18 protein-coding genes and 1 tRNA gene are annotated in these 18,998 nt (G+C 73.8%); 4 read left to right on the top strand and 15 right to left on the bottom strand.

All coding sequences use genetic code 11. The features are described from left to right. Positions 1–80 precede the first annotated feature (80 nt). Both ACIQI7_RS09405 and ACIQI7_RS09400 read left to right on the top strand, forming a co-directional pair. Positions 81–863: an NRDE family protein gene (locus ACIQI7_RS09405; protein ID WP_401106810.1), complete on the top strand. Its 783-nt coding sequence runs from the start codon at positions 81–83 to the stop codon at positions 861–863. A gap of 133 nt (positions 864–996) precedes the next feature. Continuing rightward, positions 997–1,212 carry a hypothetical protein gene (locus ACIQI7_RS09400; RefSeq protein ID WP_401106808.1) on the top strand — a complete coding sequence of 72 codons (216 nt, stop codon included), beginning with the start codon at positions 997–999 and terminating at the stop codon, positions 1,210–1,212. Positions 1,213–1,301: 89 nt separating this feature from the next. Here ACIQI7_RS09400 and ACIQI7_RS09395 read toward each other — a convergent pair whose 3' ends face one another. Beyond that, positions 1,302–2,012 (bottom strand): alpha/beta fold hydrolase, encoded by a 711-nt coding sequence (locus ACIQI7_RS09395; RefSeq protein WP_401106805.1) that lies wholly within the window; start codon positions 2,010–2,012, stop codon positions 1,302–1,304. 211 nt (positions 2,013–2,223) lie between these two features. After that, positions 2,224–3,141, bottom strand: a complete 918-nt coding sequence (locus ACIQI7_RS09390) for a sigma-70 family RNA polymerase sigma factor (protein WP_401106803.1) — start codon at positions 3,139–3,141, stop codon at positions 2,224–2,226. A gap of 66 nt (positions 3,142–3,207) precedes the next feature. Here ACIQI7_RS09390 and ACIQI7_RS09385 point away from each other — a divergent pair, with 66 nt between their 5' ends. Then, the gene (locus ACIQI7_RS09385; RefSeq protein ID WP_401106800.1) at positions 3,208–3,678 is read left to right on the top strand and encodes a carboxymuconolactone decarboxylase family protein; all 471 of its coding nucleotides are present in this window, start codon (positions 3,208–3,210) and stop codon (positions 3,676–3,678) included. Between the two features lie 27 nt (positions 3,679–3,705). Next, complete coding sequence (locus ACIQI7_RS09380) at positions 3,706–5,136, top strand: PLP-dependent aminotransferase family protein (RefSeq protein ID WP_401106797.1); 1,431 nt, start codon at positions 3,706–3,708, stop codon at positions 5,134–5,136. A 56-nt stretch (positions 5,137–5,192) separates the two neighbouring features. Here ACIQI7_RS09380 and ACIQI7_RS09375 read toward each other — a convergent pair whose 3' ends face one another. From ACIQI7_RS09375 to ACIQI7_RS09315, 13 genes are all read right to left on the bottom strand, one after another. Continuing rightward, positions 5,193–5,369, bottom strand: a complete 177-nt coding sequence (locus ACIQI7_RS09375) for a DUF6126 family protein (protein WP_387759078.1) — start codon at positions 5,367–5,369, stop codon at positions 5,193–5,195. Between the two features lie 32 nt (positions 5,370–5,401). Beyond that, complete coding sequence (locus tag ACIQI7_RS09370; protein WP_401106794.1) at positions 5,402–6,037, bottom strand: helix-turn-helix domain-containing protein; 636 nt, start codon at positions 6,035–6,037, stop codon at positions 5,402–5,404. Between the two features lie 76 nt (positions 6,038–6,113). Continuing rightward, positions 6,114–7,847 carry a pyruvate dehydrogenase gene (locus ACIQI7_RS09365; RefSeq protein WP_401106792.1) on the bottom strand — a complete coding sequence of 578 codons (1,734 nt, stop codon included), beginning with the start codon at positions 7,845–7,847 and terminating at the stop codon, positions 6,114–6,116. A gap of 185 nt (positions 7,848–8,032) precedes the next feature. Next, positions 8,033–10,438, bottom strand: a complete 2,406-nt coding sequence (locus ACIQI7_RS09360) for a glycoside hydrolase family 65 protein (protein ID WP_401106789.1) — start codon at positions 10,436–10,438, stop codon at positions 8,033–8,035. After that, a complete protein-coding gene (locus tag ACIQI7_RS09355; RefSeq protein WP_401106786.1) occupies positions 10,435–11,214 on the bottom strand; it encodes an HAD family hydrolase in 780 nt (259 codons plus the stop codon). The genes ACIQI7_RS09360 and ACIQI7_RS09355 overlap by 4 nt, the downstream gene beginning before the upstream one ends. A 125-nt stretch (positions 11,215–11,339) precedes the next feature. Continuing rightward, positions 11,340–12,140, bottom strand: a complete 801-nt coding sequence (locus ACIQI7_RS09350) for a VOC family protein (protein ID WP_401106783.1) — start codon at positions 12,138–12,140, stop codon at positions 11,340–11,342. Positions 12,141–12,345: 205 nt separating this feature from the next. Continuing rightward, a complete protein-coding gene (locus ACIQI7_RS09345) occupies positions 12,346–12,867 on the bottom strand; it encodes an SRPBCC domain-containing protein (protein ID WP_401106781.1) in 522 nt (173 codons plus the stop codon). A 146-nt stretch (positions 12,868–13,013) separates the two neighbouring features. Then, a complete protein-coding gene (locus ACIQI7_RS09340) occupies positions 13,014–14,738 on the bottom strand; it encodes an LCP family protein (protein WP_401106778.1) in 1,725 nt (574 codons plus the stop codon). Positions 14,739–15,359: 621 nt separating this feature from the next. After that, positions 15,360–15,432: transfer RNA gene (locus ACIQI7_RS09335), tRNA-Lys, on the bottom strand. A 962-nt stretch (positions 15,433–16,394) separates the two neighbouring features. Beyond that, positions 16,395–17,051: a hypothetical protein gene (locus ACIQI7_RS09330; RefSeq protein ID WP_401106776.1), complete on the bottom strand. Its 657-nt coding sequence runs from the start codon at positions 17,049–17,051 to the stop codon at positions 16,395–16,397. Positions 17,052–17,152: 101 nt separating this feature from the next. Next, on the bottom strand, positions 17,153–17,437 hold the full coding sequence (locus ACIQI7_RS09325) for a hypothetical protein (protein ID WP_401106774.1): 285 nt from the start codon (positions 17,435–17,437) through the stop codon (positions 17,153–17,155). 110 nt (positions 17,438–17,547) lie between these two features. Further along, positions 17,548–18,330, bottom strand: a complete 783-nt coding sequence (locus ACIQI7_RS09320; RefSeq protein WP_401106771.1) for a hypothetical protein — start codon at positions 18,328–18,330, stop codon at positions 17,548–17,550. Between the two features lie 51 nt (positions 18,331–18,381). Continuing rightward, positions 18,382–18,951, bottom strand: a complete 570-nt coding sequence (locus ACIQI7_RS09315; RefSeq protein WP_401106769.1) for a hypothetical protein — start codon at positions 18,949–18,951, stop codon at positions 18,382–18,384. Between the last annotated feature and the right edge of the window lie 47 nt (positions 18,952–18,998).

Raw genomic sequence — 18,998 nt, 5'->3', positions numbered from 1 at the left:
GGGCCACTTCCGGCGTGCGAACGGCCGTGCGAGGATCGCTGGCAGGAGATCGCCGACAGGACGAGGTCAGGGGGCGGGCCGTGTGCACGGCGTTCGTCAGCATCGAACCGGGAGCGGCCGTCCCGGTGCTGCTGCTGTCCGTCCGGGACGAGTACCTGGGCCGCGCCTGGCTGCCGCCGGACCACCACTGGCCGGACCGGCCCGAACTGCTCGGCGGACTGGACCTCGCGGCCGGCGGCACCTGGCTGGCCGTCGACCCCGACCGGCGCACCGCCGCCTGCCTGCTCAACGGCTTCGGGCCACCCGCCCCCGCCGGCGCCCGGCTCAGCCGCGGCCGGCTGCCGCTCACCGCCGTCCGGGAGGGCGGGATCGGCCACCTCGACCTCACCCCGTACGACCCCTTCCACCTCGTCCTGGTCCGGGCCGACGGCGCCCGGGTGTCCAGCTGGGACGGCGGGCGGCTGGTGGAGCGGGAACTGCCGTCCGGCCTGAGCGTGGTGCTCAACGACGGGCTGGAGGGCCTGGCGGCGGGGCGGACCACCTCCGAACGGATCCACGCGCTGATGGCCGCGCGGGCCGCCCACTTCCGGGCCCGGTTCACCGCCGAGCCCCGGCCCGGGCCGACCGCCGCGGGGCCGGCCGCGGCGGCCTGGGGCGGATGGCTGCCGATCGTCACCGGGGACGGGCTGGCGCCCGACGCGGACGCCGCGCTGATCCAGCGGCGGGACTTCGGCGACGGGCGGATCTGGGGCTCCTCGTCGATCTCGCTGCTCGCGCTGGGGCCGGAGCTGCTGCGCTACGACTTCGCGGCCGCGCCGGTGGCCGCGGACGGACCGGGGTGGCGCCGGGTGGCCGCGCGCTGAGCGACGGCGGGCCCGGGGGCCGGGCCGGCGGGCCGGATCGGCGGCGGCCACGGGTCGGCGGCGGAAAAGGACTTGAACCTGACGCTGCGGGAGGCGGCATCGTGGCGCGGGTCGAGCCCGAAGGAGACCCGCCGTGACCCGCCCGGACGCCCCGCACCGTCCCCGCCGCCTGCTCGCCGTGCTGACCGTCGCCCTGCCGCTGGCGGGCACCCCGGCCGCGGTGACCGCCGTCGTGCTGCTCTGCGACGCGGCGCACCGGGCCGTCCCGTCCGCCACCGTGCTGGCCGCCGTGGCGGCGGCGCTGATCGGTCACCTCGGCCCCGGCGCCCCGCAGCCGTACGGTGGGTGAACCGCCGACGGCGGGCCGCGCCCACCGTCGGCGGTCCGCCCTCCTTCCCGTCCCCCCCGGTCCTCCTGGCCGAAGGGCCGCGGCGCGGCCTACCGGTCGCTGCGGGCCGGCTGCGCCGCCCCGGCCAGGACCCTGGCGAGTTCGACCGGCCGGGAGAACATCGGCCAGTGCCCGGTGTCCAGTTCCACCAGCCGCCAGTGGCCGTCCGCGACCAGCCGGGCGACCACCGGCGGCGGCTCCGGCCAGTCCAGCAGGCACTTCACGTACACCGCCGGGAGCGCGCTCAACGGGCCTTCCAGGGCGGCGGGTTCGGTCAGCGAGCGGCCCGGGTGCGGGGTCGCCCCCGCCGCGATCCGGTTGATCTGCCCGACCGTCAGACCCTGCTCGGCGAACTCGGCCGGCGGCAGCGGCGGCCACCAGCCGTCGTGCGCGGCGAGGTCCGCCCGCAGCGCGGCCGGCTCCGGCATCTGGTCGGCGAACGACTCCCCCGTGACCGGCGCGTTGGCGTCCACCAGGACCAGCCCGGCCAGCCGCCCGCCGATCCGTTCGGCGGCCTGGCCCACCGGGATCCCCGAGTAGCTGTGCCCGACCAGCACCACGTCGCGCAGGTCCAGCCGCTCCACCTCTGCGACGACGTCCGCCACGTGCGTCTGCTGACCGGCCGGCGAACCGCGCCTCTCCGCGAGCCCGGAGAGCGTCACGGGGTACGCTCCGTGCCCGGCCGCGCCCAGCTCCGCCACGACCCCGTCCCACGCCCAGGCACCGAGCCAGGCGCCCGCCACCAGTACAAAGTTCGCCATGGGCGGCACGGTAGCGCGTGGCCGTCCGGGCGGCGCGGGAAGCACCGGGGAACACCACGTGGAGGAAACGTGCTGGACGCACCGAGCGGGCCGGGCCCGCTCACCGGCCAGAACCTCCGCGCCACGGGCGGCCTGGCCTGAGCGCGCCCCCGGACCGGCCGGGTGCCGGCCGGCCCGGGGGCGTCAGGGCGGTCAGGGGGCGTCAGGGCGGTCAGGGCGTGAGGCCCAGGGCGGCCAGCCGGGTCGGGTCGGTGAGGATGTCCATCGCGGTGACGCGGCCCGCGTGGATGGTGAACGACATGACCGACAGCGGGCGGCCCCCGGCGAAGGACACCACCCCGGGCGAGCCGTTGACCAGGACCAGCCGGCCGTCGGCGGCGAAGCGGGCGAAGGCGATCGCCTGCGCGGCGACGTCCGCGGCGCCGCGGGACAGCGCGCTCGGCACCAGCGTGCCGCCGTCCGAACGGGCCACCACGTCCGGGTCGAGCACGGTCAGCAGGGCGTCGAAGTCACCGCCCCGGGCGGCGGACAGGAAGGCCTCCACCACCTCGCGCTTGCGGGCGTTGTCGGAGTCCGCGGCCGGGGTGGCGCCCTGGACCCGACGGCGGGCCCGGCTGGCCAGCTGCCGGGTGGAGGCGGAGGTGCGGCCGAGCACCTCGGCGATGCCGTCGAAGGGCACCTCGAACATGTCGTGCAGCACGAAGGCCACCCGCTCCGCCGGGGAGAGCGTCTCCAGGACCACCATCAGCGCGATCCCGACCGAGTCCGCGACCAGGATCTCGTGCACCGGGTCCAGCGCCGACAGCCCGCTGACCACCGGGTCCGGCAGCCGCACCTGGCCGTCCTGCTCGGGCAGCGGCTCCTCCCGGCGGGAGGTGCGCGAGCGCAGCTGGTCCAGGCAGACCCGTCCGACGACGGTGGTGAGCCAGGCCCCGAGGTTGCGCACCCCGCCCACGTCGCTGCGGCTCAGCTTCAGCCAGGTCTCCTGGACGGCGTCCTCGGCCTCGGCGATCGACCCGAGCATCCGGTAGGCCACCGACCGCAGTTGGGGGCGCTCCGCCTCGAAACGCCGGGCCAGTTCGGCCGGTTGGAGCTCCGCCGAACCGGTCGGAGGGATTTCCTCGCTCACTCTGTCACATCCTCGCGTCGGGATCCGTCGGTCCAGTGACGGACGCTAACCGACGAGGAGGACACCATGAGCACCGCCCACACCGCTCGCATGAAGAACCCCGCCACGGTCCTGCCGGACGCCATGAAGGGCATCCAGACCGTCTACCGGGCCGTGTACCAGGGCGGCGCCGACCCGAAGGTCCTGGAGCTGGTGCACCTGCGGGCCAGCCAGATCAACGGGTGCGGCGCCTGCGTGTACGCGGGCGTCCAGGGCGCGCGGAAGCACGGCGAGACCGACGAGCGGCTGCACGCGGTGGCCGCCTGGCGCGAGGCGCCGTTCTTCACCGACGAGGAGCGCGCCGCCCTGGCCCTCACCGAGGCCGCCACCCGGATCGCCGACCGCTCGGGCCGGGCCGTGCCGGCCGACGTCTGGGACGCCGCCGCCGACCACTTCACCGAGGAACAGCTCTCCGCGATCATCCTGATGATCGGACTGACCAACCTCTTCAACCGCGTCAACACCACCATCGAGGAGCCCGCCGGCGCCGCCTGGTGACCCCGACCCGCGGGCGAGAATGGGGCCGTGAGCACCTCCTGGACCACCTTCGGCGGCGACCTGCACCTCGACCTCGGCGGGCGGCGGGCCGCCGGCGCCGGACTGCGGGCCGCCCTGGAGGACGCGCTGCGCGAGGCCGTCCAGGACGGGCGGCTCGCCCCCGGCACCCGGCTGCCGTCCTCCCGGGCGCTCGGCGAGGACCTCGGCATCGCCCGCAACACCGTGGTCGAGGCGTACGGCCAGCTCACCGCCGAGGGCTGGCTCAGCTCCCGGCAGGGCTCCGGCACCACCGTCGCCCGGCGAGCGGTGCCCGAGCCGGTCCCGGCCCGACGGCCCGCCTCCCGGCCGGAACCGCGGCGCCAGGCCGCCCGCTACGACCTGATGCCCGGCCGGCCCGACCTCTCGCTCTTCCCGCGCACCGCCTGGCTGGCCGCCACCCGTCGCGCCCTCGCCACTGCGCCGCACGAGGCCCTCGACTACGGCAGCCCGCTCGGCCGGATCGAGCTGCGGCAGGCGCTCACCCACTACCTGGCCCGGGTCCGCGGCGTCCGCACCGACCCCGACCACCTGCTCGTCTGCACCGGCGTCACCCAGGGCCTCGGCCTGCTCTGCGCCGCCCTGCGGGAGCGCGGGGCCCGCGCGCTGGCCGTCGAGGAGTACGGGCTGCCGCCGCAGCACGCGGTCGCCCGGGCCGCCGGGCTCACCGTCACCCCGGTGCCGCTGGACACCGACGGCGCCCTGGTCGACCGGCTCGACAACCGGGCCGGCGCCGTCCTGCTCACCCCTGCCCACCAGTTCCCCACCGGCGCGGCGCTGGCCGCCGACCGGCGGGCGGCGGCGGTGCGGTGGGCGCGGGAGCAGGACCGGTACGTCGTCGAGGACGACTACGACGGCGAGTTCCGCTACGACCGGCAGCCGCTCGGCGCGATGCAGGCCCTCGACCCGGAGCGGGTGGTGTACGCCGGGACGGCCGCCAAGAGCCTGGCGCCGGGCCTGCGGCTGGCCTGGCTGGCCCTGCCGGACGCGCTGGTCGAGCCGGTCGCCCGGCTGAAGGCGCTGGCCGACACGATGTCCCCGGTGCTGGACCAGCTGACGCTGGCGGAGCTGATCACCTCCGGCACGTACGACCGGCACGTACGGCGCTGCCGGCTGCACTACCGGCGCCGGCGCGACCACCTGGTGGCGGCGCTCGCCGAACACGCCCCGCGGGTCCGGGTCACCGGCATCGCGGCCGGTCTGCACGCCGTCCTCCAGCTGCCGCCCGGATCCACCCCCGAGGCCGAACTCCTCGCCCGCGCCCGGCGGGCCGGGCTCTCGCTCGGCGGCCTCGCCTGGAACCGTGCCGCGCCGGCCGCCGCCGAAGCCCCGCCCGCCCTGGTCATCGGCTACGGCACCCCGCCGGAGCACGCCTTCCCGGGGGCCGTGCGGGCCCTCTGCGAACTGCTGCGCGGGGCTTAGGGCGTGTCCGCCCGCCCCCTCGGGGGTGGGGGCGGGCGGACGGTCGGGGGTGCGGACTACTTGTTGCGGCTGCCGAGGGAGAACAGGAGGATGATGAAGCCGGCGAAGGCGTGGCATCCGACGGTGTAGATCAGCAGGCGGAGGTAGATCCGCTTGTTGGCCCACTTGCCGGCGTCCATGGTCTTCGGGCCGGCGGCGGTGTCGGGGGCGACGGTGGTGGTGGGATCGGCCATGGTGATCTCCTCCGGGGTGTTCTGACGGCAGGTCAGTGGACGGCGGCGGGGCCGCCGCCGAGGCAGAGTTCGCCGCCGGGGCTCTGCAACAGGGTGTGGACGAAGAGCAGCTCGACGCCGCTGTCCGACTCCGCGGCGATGCAGTGCGGGGTCAGCGAGTCGTAGTGGGCGGAGTCGCCCACCCCGAGGTGGTGGACGCGGTCGCCGAGGGTGACCCGGAGGGCGCCCTTCAGGACGTACAGCCACTCCTCGCCCGGGTGCACCCGGACCACCGCGTCCTGCACGCCCGGCGGGACGTGCACCCGCAGCGCCTGCATGGCACGGCCGGGGGCGCCGGCCCGGCGGTAGCCCCAGCCGCCGGCCCGGCCGGGCTCGATGGCGCCGCCCCGGACGATCGGGTCCGGCTCGGCGAGCGTCTCGCCGAGCAGCCCGGAGACCGAGGTCCCGTACGCGCGGGCGAGGCCGAGCAGCACGGGCAGCGAGGGCTGTCGGCGGCCGGTCTCCAGCCGGGACAGATAGGCTGGGGAGAGCCCGACCCGCCCGGCGGCCACCTCCAGGGTGAGCCGGCTGCTGAGCCGGTGCTCACGGAGACGGGCGGCGAGGCCGGCGACCTCCTGGTCGTCGAGCTGTTCGCCGGTGGCTGCGGCACCGGTGGAGCTGCTGGTCATGTGTCCAGTGGACACCCGGCGTGCCGCTCGGGCAAGAAATTTGCCTCAGAGGCAAGGTGCCGGGAAGCCCGCGCGCTCACGGCCGCGGGATGTTCCGCAGGTTGCTCCGGGCCAGGTCGATCATCCGCCCGACCCCGCCCGAGAGCACCGTCCGGCCTGCCGCCAGCGCGAAGCCCTTCAGCTGGGCGGCGGTGATGTGCGGCGGGATGGACAGCGCGTTGGGGTCGGTGACCACGTCCACCAGGGCCGGGCCCGGCCGCTCCAGCGCCTCCGCCAGCACTTCCCGGACCCGGGCCGGCTCGGTCACCCGCTTGGCCTGGATGCCCATCGCCCGGGCGATCCCGGCGTAGTCCACGTCCCCGTTGTCGATCTCGGACTCCGGGTAGCCGGAGACCAGCATCTCCAGCTTGATCATGCCGAGCGCGCCGTTGTTGAAGACCACCGTCTTCACCGGCAGCCGGTGCCTGGCCACCGTGAGCAGCTCGCCGAGCAGCATGCCGATCCCGCCGTCGCCCGCCATCGCCACCACCTGCCGCCCAGGGCAGGCGAGCTGGGCGCCGATCGCGTGCGGCAGGGCGTTGGCCATCGAGCCGTGCAGGAAGGAGCCGATCACCCGGCGGCGGCCGTTGGGCTGGAGGTAGCGGGCGGCCCAGACGTTGTTCATGCCGGTGTCCACGGTGAACACCGCGTCCTCGGCGGCCACCTCGTCCAGCACCGACGCGACGTACTCGGGGTGGATCGGCAGGTGCTTCTCGATGTCCCGGGTGTACGCGCCGACCACGTCCTCCAGCGCCCGGTAGTGCTTGCGCAGCATGCCGTCCAGGAAGGCGCGGTCGGACTTGGCGTCCAGCAGCGGCAGCACGGCCCGCAGGGTGGCGGCCACGTCGCCGTGGACGGCCAGGTCGAGGGCGGTGCGGCGGCCGAGCCGGGTGGCGTCGTGGTCGACCTGGACGGTGTGCGCCTGCGGCAGGAAGGAGTCGTACGGGAAGTCGGTGCCGAGCAGCAGCACCAGGTCGGCGGAGTGCAGCGCCTCGTGGCAGGCCCCGTAGCCGAGCAGGCCGCTCATGCCGACGTCGTACGGGTTGTCGAACTGGATCCACTCCTTGCCGCGCAGGGAGTGGCCGACCGGCGCGTTCAGGGCCCGTGCGGCCGCCATCACCTCGGCGTGCGCCGCGCGCACCCCGGCGCCGCAGAACAGGACCACCTTGCGGGCCGCGTTGAGCAGCCGGGCCAGCTCCTGCACCTGGGACCACGGTGGCGCGGCGACGGCCTGCTCGGTGAGGAAGTGACTGGTGCCGGTGGGCGTGGCGGCGGGGAGCGCGGCGACGTCCCCGGGGAAGGCGAGCACCGAGACGCCGTGCGAGCCCAGCGCGTGCTGGACGGCGACCCGCAGCAGCCGGGGCAGCTGGGCGGGGGCGGAGAGCATCTCGCACCAGTTGCTGCAGTCGGTGAACACGCGCTCGGGGTGGGTCTCCTGGAAGAAGCCGGTGCCGATCTGCCCGGACGGGATGTGCGAGGCGAGCGCGAGCACCGGCAGGCCGCTGCGCTGGGCGTCGTAGAGGCCCTGGATGAGGTGGGTGTTGCCGGGGCCGCAGGAGCCGGCGCAGACCGCCAGCCGGCCGGAGAGCTCGGCCTCGGCGGCGGCCGCGAAGGCGCCGGCCTCCTCGTTGCGCACGTGCACCCAGCTGATGCCGTCGGCCCGGCGGATCGCGTCCACGACGGGGTTGAGGCTGTCGCCGACGACGCCGTAGACCCGCTCCACCCCGGCCTGCCGGAGCACTTCCACCATCTGTTCGGCCACGCTCGGCACGGTTGCGCTCCTTCGGTCGCCACGGGACACCTGCACCCTCCGCCGGGGCGGTGCCGCGCGCAGCCGGGGTGGGCCGGACGGGTGGGCGGGCCGGCTGGGCAGGACCGAGCGGAGCGGCCGACCGGGGAGCGGGGCGGCCAGGCAGGACCGGGGAGCGGGGCTGCCGGGCGGGACGGGCGGCCGGGCTATTCCGCCGGAAGGTGGTCCTGCTGGCCGAGCTTGCCCGCCGCGAGGCCGGCCTGGGGCTGGCGGCGGGCGGGTTCGCGGCCCGGGGGCTGGGCGACCCGCTCCTGGGCGGGCGGGACGGTGGTCGGCACGGTGACCGGGGCGCCGGACTTGACCTCCACCGCCTCGCCGTCGTGCCACAGGTGGAGGACCTCGCCGCGGCGCAGCGTGTACGTCGTCCGCGCGTGGGTGATGTCGACCTTCAGCAGGTGCCCGCGCACCAGCAGGGAGAAGCCCAGCCGCATCAGCCCGGACGGCAGCCGGGGCCGGAACGAGAGCGTCCCGGTGTGGTCGCGCAGCCCGCCGAAGCCGGCCACCAGGGCGATGCAGGCCCCGGCGAGCGAGGCCATGTGCAGGCCGTCCCGGGTGTTGCCGCCGAGGTCGTGCAGGTCCATCAGGGCGGCTTCGGCGGTGTAGTCGTAGGCGAGGTCGAGCTGGCCGACCTCGGCGGCGATGACCGCCTGGGTGCAGGCGGAGAGCGAGGAGTCCCGGACGGTCAGCCGCTCGTAGTAGGCGAAGTTGCGGGCCTTCTGCTCGTCGGTGAAGGCGTCGCCGCGGACCTGCATGGCGAGCACCAGGTCGGCCTGCTTGACCACCTGCTTGCGGTACAGGTCGAAGTACGGGTAGTGCAGCAGCAGCGGGTAGTTCTCCGGCGGGGTGTGCTCGAAGTCCCAGACCTGGTGGTGGGTGAAGTCGTCGGCCTGGGGGTGGATGCCGAGGTCCTCGTCGTACGGGATGTACATCGCGGCGGCCGCGTCGCGCCAGGCGGCGGTCTCCTCGGTGTCCACGCCGAGCAGCGAGGCCTCGTGCGGGTGGCGGACGGCGGCCTCGGCGGCGGCGCGCAGGTTGCTCTGCGCCATCAGGTTGGTGAAGACGTTGTTGTCCGCGACGGCGCTGTACTCGTCGGGGCCGGTGACGCCCTCGATGCGGAACTTCCCGGCCACGTCGTGGTGGCCGAGCGAGCGCCACATCCGGGCGGTCTCGACGAGCAGTTCGAGGCCGTACTCGCGCTCGAACTCCGCGTCGCCGGTGGCCCGGACGTAGCGGGCGACGGCGGCGGCGATGTCGGCGCCGATGTGGAAGGCCGCGGTGCCGGCCGGCCAGTACCCGGAGCACTCCTCGCCGCGGATCGTCCGCCACGGAAACACCGCGCCGGACAGGCCGAGTTGGACCGCCCGCTCGCGGGCCAGCGGCAGGGTGGTGTGCCGCCAGCGCAGGGCCTGGTTGACGGCGTTGGGCAGGCAGTAGGTGAGCACCGGCAGGACGAAGGTCTCGGTGTCCCAGAAGCTGTGCCCGTCGTAGCCGGGCCCGGTCAGCCCCTTGGCGGGGATGGCCCGCTCCTCGCTGCGGGCGCCGGCCTGCAGGACGTGGAAGACGGCGAACCGGACGGCCTGCTGGAGTTCGACGTCGCCCTCGATCTCGATGTCGCTGGTCTCCCAGAACTCCCGGAGGAACTCGCCCTGTTCGGCGACCAGTCCGTCCCAGCCGGTGTACCGGGCGGCGGTCAGCGCGGCCTCCACCTGGTCCCGGACGGCGGGCAGCGAGCGGGTGCCGGACCAGCCGTAGCTCATGAACTTGGTCAGCCGCAGCCGCTGCCCGGCCTGGAGCACGGTGGTGACGCTGATCCGGCAGTGGTCGGCCTCGGACTCGGCGACGGTGTCGGACTCCTCCGGGCCCTCGATGACGTGGTCCATCCCGGCCGCGACCCGGATGCCGCTGTAGCGGGTGCGGTGCACCAGGACGGCCTTGGTGCCGCTGGCGTGGTGCGCCTCGGGGTGCAGCGGCGCCTCCAGCACGGCGGCGGCCCGCGGGTCGCCCTCGGGGCCGCCGGGCAGCTGCTCGTTGGCGACCAGCTCGGACTGGAGCACCATCCGCACCGGGCCGTCCACCGCCTCGACGCTGTACTCGACGGCGGCGACGGCGCGCTGGGTGAGCGAGACCAGCCGGGAGGAGCGCACCCGGATCGTCCGCCCGGCCGGGGAGGTCCACTCGGCCTCCCGGTGCAGCAGGCCCTCGCGGAAGTCCAACCAGCGTTTGTGACTGATGAGTTGGCCGTAGCGCAGGTCGAAGGGCTCGTCGTCCACCAGCAGTCGGATGATCTTGCCGTTGGTCACGTTGATGACGCTCTGGCTGGACTCCGGGTAGCCGTAGCCGCCCTCGCCGTACGGCAGCGGGCGCAGCTCGAAGACGCCGTTGAGGTAGGTGCCGGGCAGGCCGTGCGGTTCGCCCTCGTCCAGGTTTGCGCGCAGGCCGATGTGCCCGTTGGAGAGCGCGAAGATGGACTCGGCGCGGGCCATCGAGGCCAGGTCCAGGCCCTGTTCGGTGATCTGCCAGGGGTCGATGGCGAAGTTGTCCGCGGAACTCATGCGCCTGCCCCGTCGTGCTCGGCCCGCTCGCCGTGCTCCTCGGCGAGGAGCTCGGAGAGGTCCCGGACGACCACGGTGGCGCCGTCCCGGCGCAGTTCGGCGGCCTGGCCGGTGCGGTCCACCCCGACCACCGCGCCGAAGCCGCCGGCCCGGCCGGAGGCGACGCCGGCGAGCGCGTCCTCGAAGACCGCGGCGTGGGCGGGTTCGACGCCGAGGGCGCGGGCGGCGTACAGGTAGGTGTCGGGGGCGGGCTTGCCGGGCAGGCCCTCGGCCTTGGCGACGTTGCCGTCCACGATCACCTCGAACAGCTCCTCGATGCCGGCCGCCCTCAGCACGTCACGGCAGTTGGCGCTGGAGGACACCACGGCGCCGGGCAGCCCGGCCGCGCGCAGCCGGTGCACGTAGTCGACCGAGCCCTGGTACGGCTGGACGCCCTGCTCCCGGATCAGCCGCAGCACGGTGTCGTTCTTGGCCCGGCTGATCCCTTGCACGGTACGGGAGTTGGGTGGGTCCTCCGGGGTGCCCTCGGGCAGTTCGACGCCCCGGCTGAGCAGGAAGGCGCGGGTGCCGTCCAGCCGCGGGCGGCCGTCCACGTAGGTGTCGTAGTCGGTGACGGAGTCGAAGGGGACGAACGGGCCGCCGGTGCGGGCGGCTTCGGCGCGCAGGAAGGCGTCGAAGGTGTCCTTCCAGGCCGCGGCGTGCACCTTCGCGGTCTGGGTGAGCACCCCGTCGAGGTCGAAGAGGAAAGCGCGGATGTCGTCCGGTAGCCCCAGCATGGGTGCAGTCTTACCCGGGAACGGGGGGAAGCCGCCCATTTCCCGGCGGCGCGTCGCGGGAAGGGGCGGCTTCCGGTGGCCCGGGGCGGCTCCGCGGGGTCACGGCGTCACAGGCGTCACAGCCGTCACGGCGAGTCGGGCATCTGCGCCTCGGGCGCCTCGACGACCGCGAAGACCGCGCCCTGCGGGTCCTGGACCACCGCCATCCGGCCGGACTGCATGTCGAAGGCCGGCTGGATCACCGAGCCGCCGGCCTTGACCAGGGCGTCCACCGTGGAGTCGGTGCTGTCCACCGAGAAGTAGGTCATCCAGTGCGGGGGCGTGCCGGGCGACAGGTAGTCGGGCATCGGCTGCATGCCGCCCACCGTGCGGTCGCCGACGTTGAGCGAGAAGTAGCCGTCCATGCCCTGGATGGTGGCCGGGCGCAGCCCGAGGGCCGGCTGGTAGAAGCGGCCGGCCGCGTCGGTGTCGGCGGTGTTGAGCTCGTTCCAGACCAGGGCGCCGGGCTCGTTGACCACGCCCGCGCCGATGAAGTCCATCGCCTGCCAGACCCCGAACACCGCGCCGGTCGGGTCGGCGGCGACCAGCATCCGGCCGATCGTGCCGACGTCCATCGGGTCGTACAGGACCGTGCCGCCGGCCTCGACGATGGCCGACCGGGCGGCGTCGGCGTCGTCCGAGGCGAGGTAGGTGGTCCAGGCGACGGGCGGCGCCGGCTGCCCCTCGGGCACCATCTGCGCCATGATCCCGGCGACCGGCTTGCCGTTGAGCGTGCACACGGCGTAGCCGCCGAACTCGGCGGGGCCGACCTCGCCCTGCCAGCCGAACAGGTCGCGGTAGAAGTCGAGCGCGGCCTGCTGGTCGCTCGCCATCAGGTCGACCCAGCACGGGGTGCCGGGCTTGTACGGATCGGTGACTACGGGCATCGCGGGGCCTCCCGGAGGCGGTGGTGGGCGGCTGTGGTGGTGGGGACGGTCGGGCCGTCGGGGCGGTCGGGCCGGGCGGGGGTGCGGCCCGGCCGGGACGACGGCGGTACACCGCCACCATCGGCCCGCCGCCGCGATCCCGCCACCGGACGGCGCCCTGGCGGGCGACCGGCCGCCGGATCGTCACGGGGCTCCCACCCGGTGTTCACGGGGCGTCGTGGCGGTGCGCGGTGACGAAGTACGGCTGCACCTTGCCGCTCTGCGCGTAGTCCTTGAGCCGGACCAGCAGTTCGGCCCAGGTGCCGGCCACCGCCGGGACGCCCTCCTCGCTGCCCGGCTGCCAGCCGCCGTGCCGGAACAGCAGCCGGGTGCGCTCGGCGGCGGCGGGCTCGGCGGGCTCGTCCGGCCGGTCGGGGGCGGCGGGCTGATCGGGCGCCTCGGGCGTGCCGGGCCGGCCGGGCTGGTCGGCCAGCTCCCAGCTGATCCAGGTGCCGGCCCAGTGCGGCGGGAAGGAGCCGGCGTTGGTCCACACCACCCGTCCCCGGTCGGCCCGCTCCACCCGCAGCCGGAACGGCTCGGGGACGTCGGGGAAGTCGAACAGCAGCACGTCGCCGTCCCGGTCCACGCCGGTGGTCCACCAGGCGGTCAGCCCGTCGTGCGTGGTGAGCGCGGCGAGCACCACGTCCCGGGGCGCGGCGATGTCGAGCTGGAGGGCGATCTCGGACATGGGGGTCCGCCTTTCGGTGACCGCGCGGCCCCGCCGGGGGCCACGGGCCCACCATGGCACGACCCCCGGGCCCGCGCGCCCCGGAGGGCGCCGGCCCAGGGGTCGTCCCGGTGCTCGGGTGGTCCCGCGTCCCGCGGCGGGCGGGGTCAGCCGCCGCTGCCGTAGCTGGTGTTCGCGCAGATGTCGTCGTCGGCGGAACGGGCCTCGTTGGTGATGGTGGTCGGCAGCGGCTGCGGGGGCGCCGGGACGGCCGGGGTGGCAGCGGACGGCGCGCCGGCGGCGGGGGCGGTGGCCGCCATCCCCATCGCGGCCGCGAAGTCCTGGCCGGTGATCACCGAGATGCCCCGAGCGCCGCTGGGCTCCAGGCTGGCGCCCGGGAACAGCGCGGCCACCTTCTCGGCGTTCGCCTTCTGCCCGGAGCCGTACTCGATCGTGGTCGTCTTGTACTTGGTGCTCGCCGCCTGGCCCGCCGTGCTGGCGACGAACTTGGCGGCCTTCAGCTGCTCGGTCGCCTTGCCGGCCAGGCCGTTGAAGGCCGTGCCGTTGTAGACCGCCACCCTGATCGACGAGTTGGCGGTGTCCGCTGCCGGGGCGGCCGGCGTGGTGGGCTGCGCGGGCGGCGGCGGGGCCGCGCTGGTGGTGTCGGCCGGGGCGTCCGGCTGCTGGCCGGTGGCGTTCTGGCCGTCGATGGTCTGGTCGGCCTTGAGGGTGTCCCAGAGCTTCTTGGCGTCCGCCTGGACGATGTCGAGGTCCTGGTCCTGGGTGCGGTAACGCCAGGGCACCGTCACGAACTTGAGGTCGTGCATGTCGATGTTCTTCAGCGACAGGCCGAAGGAGAGCAGCTTGTCGGCGGAGTCCAGGCCGGGGTCGACGACCAGGGACTTGGTGGCAGCGTCGGCCAGCGGCAGAAGGGTGGTGGGGTTCATCCCGTCCTTCTTGATCTTGCTGGCGAGCGAGCCGAGGAACGCCTGCTGGCGCTTCATCCGGCCGATGTCGGAGCCGTCGCCGATGCCGTGCCGCAGCCGGACGTAGTCGAGCGCCTTCTGGCCCTCCACGGTCTGCTTGCCCTGCGGCAGGACGAGGTCGCCCTTCTTCTTCAGGTTCGGGTTGATGTCCCCCTCGTAGATCGGCTTCGGCAGGCAGATGTCCACGCCGCGGACGGCCGAGGTCATCGCGGCGAAGCCGTTGAAGTCGATGACGAGGGTGTGGTCGACGCGGATGCCGGTGAGCTTCTCCACCGTGTTCTGGGTGCAGGCCGGGTTGCCGTCGTCACTGCCCCCCAGCGAGAAGGCGGAGTTGAACAGGTCGGTGTTGCCGCCCCTGGTCCACTTGCCGTTGGGCAGCTTGCAGGACGGCAGCTCGACCTTGGCGTTGCGCGGGATCGAGATCCCCACGGCGTGCTTGTGGTCGGCGTAGACGTGCAGCAGGATCGTGGTGTCCGAGCGGGCGCCGCCGTCCTCGCCGCCGCCGAGGTCGGCGTTGTTCTTGCCGCGGCTGTCCGAACCGATCAGCAGGATGTTGACCGGCTTGTTGCCGTCCGCGTCGGCCTTCGCCTCCGGGGGGCGGTTGCGGGCTATCGCATCGGCGTCGAAGGACTTGATGTTGCCGTTCAGCTTGAGGTAGATCGCACCGCCGACACCGGCGATGACCACCAGCACGCCCGCCGTCGACCAGGCGACGATCTTCTTCACGTTCTTCTTGGGCTTGGCGCTCTTGCGCGCCGCGGCCCGGCCGCCCGTCGTTCCCGCCGCCGCGTCCGTCGTTCCGCCACCGCCGCGGCCGCCCCTGCCCTGGGCGGCGCGGCGGGCCTCGGCCCGGCCGCCGGCGCGCGGGGCGGGCACGGAGCCCGCGGTGTCTTCCGTCGCGGGCACGCCTTCACCCCGAGCCGGGCTCTCGCCCCTCCGACCTGACATGCGCGTACCTTTCACCGACGGAAGCGACGCCCCTGACGATCCGGCGCACCGCACACAGAGAGACGGTCCGGACCGTTCCCAGGTTGCACATACGACCGTCACCACTAACCGACGATCGTGGCTTCCGATCATATTTAGGCCCGACACGATCACCGACCCTCGGCCCTCGGACAACCCCGCCGACCGGCGGGCAACACCCCCGCAGAACAGTCGAAAACACCCGATTACGACGTGACCCATGCCACTTCGCCGGCGCCTCGCCGACGTCGGAATCCGGCCACCGGCACGACCCGTGGGGCACCGCGGGCGTCAGGGCCGACGGCGGTGCCCGAACCGTCCGCGGCCGGCCCGGGGCCGCTCCACCACCGGACACCGTACCCGGACGCCGTCGCGGGCACCGGAGTTGAGCGCCCGGAGCACCGGCGGCCTGCCTCGGACCGGGCGGCGGCGGTAGCCGTGGCGGTGGCGGTCGTGGTGGAGGCGGCGGTCGCGGTGCGCGACCCCGGGCGGCGGCGGGACACCCGCGCCGGGGAACGACGGAGGCCGGATCAGAGATCGCCTGATCCGGCCTCGGTGCGGTGGGCCACCAGGGGCTCGAACCCTGAACCTACGGAATAAAAGTCCGCCAGCTCTTGAGTTGAGGTAGTACCCCTAGCTAGGTCCGCGTCCACGTTCGTCCACGTTTCCGCAGGTCACACAGTGTTGCGGCTCATCTGCCGTCCACACCAGTCTACTCCGGTCCGCCCTCGAATCGGGCGGTTCCGTCCCCGCTTCATCCCCGCTCTATCCCCGCACCGTCCCCGCGTCGGCCACCTGACAGGGCGGACGAACCACGCCCACTGGCGGTGCCCAGGAACGATGCCGGACCGGAAACTCGACAGCTTCGGATCTTCCAACACGAGGGGCTAGGATTTCATCCCCCTCGGCGACCCCAGGAACTAAGCTACCTGATCGTGCCCCGCACCGGGCCACCTTCTGGATGCGTGCACTCGCCACCCTCTACTTCGCCGGACAGCGTTGGGCCGTCCCATCCGGTCGTACGGGGCGGCCGGTCCCCCGAAGCATCGGGCGGCGAGGGCGATGCCTATTCGGCTGGGGAGCTTGGAATGACAATGGGCCCTTTGAGCCCGTCAACAAGCTCTGCCAGGAGGTGTGATCTGCCTGGCATCGGAAGGTCAGCTCCGCCGCAGTGGTTGAGCGGAGTATGGACAGGGAGTGCGGCAAGAAGCCCTCCGGCGGTTCCACTGCCGTTGGTCGTCCCTCCCTTGCTGCGTGCGGCATCGTGGGCGTTGGCGCAGTCGGTGGCGAAGGCGGGGGAGAGGAAGGCCCCGAGGCCACCAGCGGCGGCCGGATTAGCGGCGCCCATCCCGGCAGCGACTACCGCTGCGGTCAGGCTGAGCACGGTGAAGGCGGTGCTTCTCGTCATGCCGGATACAACGCTGCCGAAGCCCAAGGGCAACGGCATTATCACCGCGGTCCAACCCGGCCGGGCACTGGCCAGGCGTGTTGGACGGTGCCCTGCCTCCGAGGTGTTGCGGGTGCCGTAGTCGCCTCATCCTGCTGTCACACCCTGGCCTGGTTCGGCGGATACAGACGTCGTTCCTCAGCTCTCGCCTACCGCTCCTCGGCCCGCACGGCGGTACTGGCACCGCGGGGCTGGTCCTCGATGGCATGGATCACGTCGTCGCCCCACCGCGGCGGCAGCGTGCCGAGATCGGCGCCGGGCAGACCGAGGTACGCCCCAGCGCAGCCGTAGGGCAGTACGCCCTGCTCCTCCAGGCCGAGCAGGTACTTGAGGAGTCGGTGGCGGCCCGCTCCGAGGACGCTCTCTTCTTCCCCGGTGCGGTTCACGCCGGCCTTCAGGAGCAGGTGCTTCCACCGGCCGGTGACCTGATCCGGGGTCGATGCGGCGGGGAGCAGCGGGGTGCGGTTGGGGCGGACGGCCCTCCAGGTGTGGAGGGCTCGGCTGGCGGGCTGAGCAACGGGGATGGTCCGCGGGGCCTTGCCGAAGCCGATTCGAACGAGGTACTTCGGGCTGTTCTGGTCGTGTGGGCGGGCGAGGCCGTGATCCGGTTCGGCGCCCTGGTTGTCGAGGGGGCCGGTTTCGTGCTCAACCGTGATGTCGTTGGCGTCGAGGTCGGCGATTTCTTGCAGCCGTAGGCCGGCGGTGATGGCGAGCTGGGCCAGCACCTCGTCGGCGGGCCCGAAGGTGTGTGCGGCGGAGAGGACGGCTACGGCCTCGTCGTCGGTCAGCATGGCGGCTTTGAGCATGTGTCTTCCCCTTGCGGTTGTCCTGGTGTGCGGGCCGGTGCCGGACGGCTCCCGGTCTGGCGGGCGGGTTGAAGTCCTCGGTGCGGTGGTCCAGGGGTCCTTCACCGCATGGGAGGCTTCGGCTCATCGGAGGGCCCCCTGCGGTGCGCGGCAACCAGGTCGACGCACAGCGGGTCGCTGCACCGCGCGTGTCCCCGCCCCACGGTGCCCCACTCGTCGGTCTCGATGGTGATGCGGACGTCCCCGGTGCCGTTAAGGCTGCAATGTGCGCTGCGGATCAGATCCTCGAGCACCGTCTGACGTAGAGCTCCCAGGCCGCGGTCGGCAACCTGGTCTGTGCTCCACGCGGTGCGGACGATGTGGTTGACCTCGCGCTTGTTGGGCACGGACGCCTCCTTGCTGAACTGCCGGTAGGGCTCTGAAGGAACCTCTCGCACCCTACGGAGTTCTCCGCCTTGGCGGGCCTGTAGAGGGCTTCTACGGGCCCGCCAGGGCGTCAGGAGTCCATGGGGCCGACCAGGGCCGGGGTGGGGGGTAGAACGAGCGCCTGTAGGCCCTGGTTCCACATCAGGGAGTGGTGGCCCTGCTCCTGGAAGTGGCGGGCCCGGTGGTCGGGGTGGGCCCACAGGTGGCGGACCGCTCGGACAACGGGTCCCTTGTTGAGCCGCCACCACGTCTGGGTGGGCTGAGCCGCCCAGTCGTGTTCGTCGGGGATGGCGTGCAGGGAGGTGCCGTCGGGGCCGACGATGTCCGTCACCTGGACGGTGATGGCGCGCGGCCGTGTGTCGAGGCTGAGCAGGAGCGCGGTCGCGTGGGGGAAGGCCCGGCGGATGCGGGAGGCGAGGGCGGAGGCCACGTCCGGGGCTGGCAGGTTGAGCAGGCGGCGAGTGTAGTGGTGGCCGGCCAGCTCGATCAGGGGAAGGCGCGCCCCGAGGAGCACGGCGGGCAGCAGTCGTTCCGCCTTCTTCAGCCAGGTCGGTTCGGAGGACAGTGCGGGGGTGCGCCGCCAGAGCAGCGGTGGGGTCGGGTACCGGTGGTCGCGGGGGTTTGCCCACAGGGCGTGGATGCGGTCGGAGACGAGGGTGGCCCTGAGCTCGATGGCAGCGGTCTCGGGGGCCGGGGTGCGGACGTGGGCGGCGAGGAGTTCGAGGGCGGTGGCGGCGAGAGCTGCCTCGGCTTCGGCTTCGCGGAGCAGCGCGTCCTGGAAGGCGCGGGCCGGGTCGGCACGCCGGTAGGGGGCGGGCCCGGTTGGCGCGAGGATCGGTCGGTGGTTCGGCATGGTGGTCCTGGGCGAGGTTGTGGCCGGGCCGGTGCGCGGCCCGGCCGGGGGTCAGATGGTCGCGTGCAGCATGCCGTCGGCGAGGGTTTCGAGCCGTTCGGTGAGTGCGATTGCGGCGCGGACCTGGGTAGGTGTGCGGGGGTTGTCGTCCGAGTTGTGCTGGACGAACCGCTCGGCGAGGCGGGTGATCTCGTGCATCGCCATGGAGTCGTGGGCCGGGATCGTCAGGCTCCAGCTGGAGGGGTCGATGCGGTGCACGGTGCCGGCGCGGTAGGCGAGCAGCAGCCGGTCTGTGGGTTCATCGCCGGTGAAGTCGTGGGGCAGCAGTTCGTTCTCGGTCAGCCAGGCGCAGAACGGGCCGGGCAGGACGAGGGTCCAGCGGGTCGTGGCGGGGGCGTGGTGGGCGGCCTGCTCGGCGTAGGCGTAGGCGTAGCCGAGGTGGTGGTTGGCCATCCGGGTGTCGAGGGCTTGGAGTGCCCAGTCGAAGCCGCAGGCGGCGTGCTGGTGGTAGCGGCGGGCGGTGGTGCCGAGGTTGGTGTCGGCGGCGGCTTCGCGGTGGCGGTCTCGGGCGGCGGTGAGGGCTTCGGGGGTGGCGGGTTTCGGGGGCGGTGGTGTGGTCATGGCGGCCTTCGGTCGAGCAGGGCGGCCCTGCGACGGGTTGGGGGTGG

Source organism: Kitasatospora sp. NPDC092039 (assembly GCF_044756065.1).
Classification (GTDB): Bacteria; Actinomycetota; Actinomycetes; order Streptomycetales; family Streptomycetaceae; genus Kitasatospora.
Note: the sequence above shows the minus strand (reverse complement) of the source record. Positions and strands in the feature narration are given on the sequence as shown.